The following is a 1,287-nucleotide window of genomic DNA, read 5'->3' as shown; positions in this document are numbered from 1 at the left end:
CGGCGAGTACGGCGGGTAGGCGTCGCTGGCGCCCAGGCCGATGACGGCCTCGGGGGTCCCTTTCTCGGTGGACAGATGCGCGGCCCGGCGCAGCACGACGTCCGCGTCCGGGCCGCCGTCCTCGGGCTCCTCGCCGTGCATCACCGCCTCCAGCAGGTCCACGCTCGCGAAGTCGGCGAACCTCGGGACGACCAGTTCGGCGAGTTCCCGCGCGGTGCGGTCGAGGTCGAGGGTCGTGCCGACGGAGACGGCGGCCTCGTCGAGCACCGCGAGCCGCTGCCGCGCCCAGTGCTGCTCGCTGCTGTCGAATCCGGCCATCCCGACCGCGCACACCTCGCCCCGGTCGTCCCGGACCGGCCACAGCTCCAGGTTCCAGGCGTGTTCGCGGATTCCGGACGGAGCGCGGGTGTGGCTCTCGTAGTGCGCCGGTTTGCCGGTGGCCGCCACGTCGCGCAGTGCCTGGAGGGTGCCCAGCTGGTCGACGTCCGCCGGCAGGCCGTAGGGGAAGGCGTGGCCGCGCAGGGCCTCCTCGCCGAGCCCCATGACCTCGCAGGCCACGGCGTTCAGCCGCAGGTACCGCTGCGAGGCGTCGAACACCGACATCGAGAACGACGCCTGGCGGAACGCGCGCTCCGTCAGCGCGCGCTCGTCGTCGTCCCCGCGGGCGGGATCCATGGGATCAGTGTGCTCCCGCCCTCGGACGCCAACAACCGGGCGCCGGGCCAGGCGTCCGGGGCCGACGGGATCGAACGAATACTTGGGGTCCGTAAATGCTGTGAAGTGCCCCACGACGGGTAGTTCTTAACTCAGCGCCTCTTCCGCGTGAACACCTCCACTCAAAGGAACTGTGGTCTTGGCTCTCGCGTACCCTGACGCCCCGTCAGCCCGTCGACCCGGGCGTACCTGGACTATTCGCATCACAGGTCACCGCGACCGTACCGCCTCGGTCAGCTGCTCCTCCGGGTGCGGCATGCCCGCCCGGTCGCGCGACATCCCGGCCCTGCGCCGCTTCGCCGAGGCCCATGCGGCGGCCCATGTCAGAGCGGCGACCGTACGTCCCGACGCGGCCTGCGGCTGCCGGCGGCAGCGATGTGCGGCGCACGAGGGAACCCGGGTCGACTGCTCGGGCTCGGTGCTGCTCGTGCTGCGGCACGATCCGGCGGTCGGCCAGGTGTGGACCCTGGCCGAGGTCTGCGCGGCCTGTGCCGCGCTGATGACGCACACCCGGGTCGTCGGCAAGCCAGTGCCGCGCACCCGGCCGCCGCGCCAGGAGACGGTCGTCCCCCT

2 protein-coding genes are annotated in these 1,287 nt (G+C 72.5%); one reads left to right on the top strand and one right to left on the bottom strand.

Features of this window, described 5'->3' with window-relative positions; all coding sequences use genetic code 11:
- Nucleotides 1-675, bottom strand: a 675-nt coding sequence (locus R6V09_RS53380) for a PAS domain-containing protein (protein WP_317888590.1), incomplete at its 3' end; no start/stop codon positions are given.
- A gap of 295 nt (nucleotides 676-970) precedes the next feature.
- Here R6V09_RS53380 and R6V09_RS53375 point away from each other — a divergent pair.
- On the top strand, nucleotides 971-1,287 hold a 317-nt coding region (locus tag R6V09_RS53375), incomplete at its 3' end, for a hypothetical protein (protein ID WP_317888589.1).

It is taken from the genome of Streptomyces sp. W16, from assembly GCF_033194735.1.
In the GTDB taxonomy this organism is placed as follows: domain Bacteria; phylum Actinomycetota; class Actinomycetes; order Streptomycetales; family Streptomycetaceae; genus Streptomyces.
Note: the sequence above shows the minus strand (reverse complement) of the source record. Positions and strands in the feature narration are given on the sequence as shown.